Origin of the sequence: Mesorhizobium sp. M0500, from assembly GCF_040321165.1 — a bacterium.
Classification (GTDB): Bacteria; Pseudomonadota; Alphaproteobacteria; order Rhizobiales; family Rhizobiaceae; genus Mesorhizobium.
On sequence record NZ_JAMYRB010000070.1, the window covers coordinates 1 to 2,419 of the forward strand.

Sequence of the window (2,419 nt, forward strand, 5' to 3'; positions counted from 1 at the left end):
AGATCCAACCCGATCATGCTAACTTCCGACATGGACGCCTCCGTTCAAGTGATGATCAACGACACCACTTTGGCACAGCGATGCCGTCAGGGGGCGTCCACCCCATCAATCTCGGTTCGCACAAGAGCAAGGCAGTGCGCCGCGCCATCCGCTCGGCCGGCGCCAGTTGTTCTTTCTGCCGAAATACTCGCCCGACCTCAACCCCATCGAGAAGCTCGTCGCCAAGCTTAAGCATTGGCTGCGCAAAGCTGCCAAGCGAACGGTCGAGGCCGTCTGCGATGCCATTGGACATATCCCCGGCACCGTCACTTCAACCGAATGCAGAACTTACTTCATCGAGGCCGGCTATGCGCCAACCTAAATTCATCCCGCTCTAGCCAAAACCGTCGCACTGCGGTCGGCGTCTGACGCCGATGAACGCCTTTCAATTAATCCTGTTGGAGTGATGCGACGCCTCAACATTCTTAAGCCAGCCAGGGTCCAAAGCCTTTCGTGCGTGTCCTTGTGTTGCTCGCGCCGACCGGCGGCACTGAGCTATCAAGCCAGGCTTCCATGCCCGCCGCCCATCCGGGTCCACGCCGCAGAGAGTATGCGCAGTCGCGTCGTTTAGTCGAGGCTCGTAAAGGGTGAGCGACGCGATCGAGCCGCAGCGTAGGTGCGCGGTGATCGTTCCGGCAATCGTCGATAAAGATCATCAATTAGCCGGGCCAGCAGCAACAGGCCACCATGGTTCTCCCAAGGAAAGGGGTTTCCATTTTCGTCGGCCATTTCCAGATCAAAATCCGAATCGCTCGTTGAGTCTTGACCCACCGAGCGCGGTAAACCGCGCCTCAATCTCCGGACTCCAGCAAGCCTCCCACGAAGTTCGCCTGCCGGAGAAGGTAAAGGTCTGCTCTCCAATAAGTTGGTTCAAGATCAGCTCCGGCTTCTGCGGTGACTGGATCTCGCAAAACTCAGCAATTTTGCGAATGGTCTCGAGCTGAACTTCGTGCCCTTGGTCACCTATGATCTGCTCATAGGTCAATCCAAGAACATCCTCCTCATCTGCCCACGGCACCAACGGGTGACAGCGTTCGTTGAAAATGAAAGGCGCAATCTCATCAAAGTACTTCAGCATTTTCTCGGGCCCGTTCGGCTCATGGCGCCACTTGATCTCAGCCCTCCCAGGCGGGCACCAGTCGCTGTTCCCGACATATCGCATCTGCGACACAATTGCCGCACGCATTTCACGCGAAAGGAAGATGACTTTGAAATCCGCCAAACAATGGCGGATGCCCATGTCGCACGGCAGATGCCCATAGCCAAACTGACCGGGCTGAATAAAGCGAGATGATATCTCGATCGGTATCCACAGGATGTTTTCAGAATGAGTGAACCGAGCTCTCTCGACATCCACAAAGCGGAAGTCTCCCAGATATTCTTTATTAAAGAACACATCGGACTGTTCAAGCCCGAGCATGGTTAGCAGACGGGCATATAGGTGGGTGCCCGCCTTCGGAATGGAACAAATCATAACCCGCGCGCTTGTGGCGCCGCCCGTCGGCTTAATTGACCAAGCTTCATTTGAGCAGGGGTAAAGCGGAAAATTTTGACCCGCGATAACGCGCAGCTCTTCTGGAAGCGGGTGGACCATTGCGTATCTTCTCACTTTTGCAAGGTGTTAAGCAATCAAGGTAGCAAATGCGGACTGTGGATACATTCGGAGACTGCCAGCTTGGCCCCAGGCAGTCGCGCCCTGTTGTCGCCGCCCATGAGTGACGGAATTATTGAGAGCGTCGGCCATGTGCGACGATTCTGGCCAGCTCGCTGCGCTGGTATTCCGATAGCTGAGAGCGAAGGAGATCGGCACGCCGTTGGCTCGCCCCGCTTGGCGATCGTCGCTGAGAGACAATCATACGTCATGTCAAAACTCAGAGTCGCCCGAAGACGCCTACGAAAGCTGCCGATGAGCTAATTACCGACGACACTTCCGCGTTCACTAGGGATCTAGCCGGCTTTTCATTGTCCTGCCTCTGTCTTGGATCGGACCGTGAACTTCTTTCCAGGAGAAAGCAAGCAATCGGTGAATCTTGCCCGCCGAGTAGATGCTATGGGGGGAGCGGCGAGGGTGTGGCATCCTTCGCTGTTTCAACCACCATCAGAAGGAGGCGTCCCATGTCGCAATCTTTTGACACGAGCCGCTCCCTTACCGCTCTTGAACAGGATAACACGATCATCGCCGTCATCGAAATGAGCAAGGGGAAGTGGCTCGTCGCCGCGCTTATTCCAGGTCTCAAGCGCCAGCCCCTCAAGAAGATCGATGCCGTCGCGCCAGCACTGTTGAAGCTACTTGACCGCGGGCCGCACGCAGCCGGCCCGGCCCGGCCCACGGTCCAGCCGGTAGCCCGCCCCCCCGCCGGCGGCCGGGGCCGCGTCGGGG

At 57.1% G+C, this 2,419-nt stretch carries 1 protein-coding gene and 2 pseudogenes; 2 read left to right on the forward strand and 1 reads right to left on the reverse strand.

The window, feature by feature from the left end; all coding sequences use genetic code 11:
* Positions 1 to 107: 107 nt before the first annotated feature.
* Positions 108 to 361 (forward strand): annotated as a pseudogene (locus tag NKI70_RS33725) (transposase); the annotation flags it as partial.
* A gap of 414 nt (positions 362 to 775) precedes the next feature.
* On the opposite strand, the gene NKI70_RS33730 reads toward NKI70_RS33725, so the two are convergent.
* Complete coding sequence (locus tag NKI70_RS33730; protein ID WP_352529071.1) at positions 776 to 1,633, reverse strand: sulfotransferase domain-containing protein; 858 nt, start codon at positions 1,631 to 1,633, stop codon at positions 776 to 778.
* Positions 1,634 to 2,154: 521 nt separating this feature from the next.
* On the opposite strand from NKI70_RS33730, the pseudogene NKI70_RS33735 reads away from it, so the two are divergent.
* Positions 2,155 to 2,419 (forward strand): annotated as a pseudogene (locus NKI70_RS33735) (IS110 family RNA-guided transposase); the annotation flags it as partial.

Bases quoted from the DNA above. Each gene is read 5' to 3' on its own strand.
- NKI70_RS33730 (WP_352529071.1), bottom strand. From the start codon at position 1,633: ATGGTCCACCCGCTTCCAGAAGAGCTGCGCGTTATCGCGGGTCAAAAT.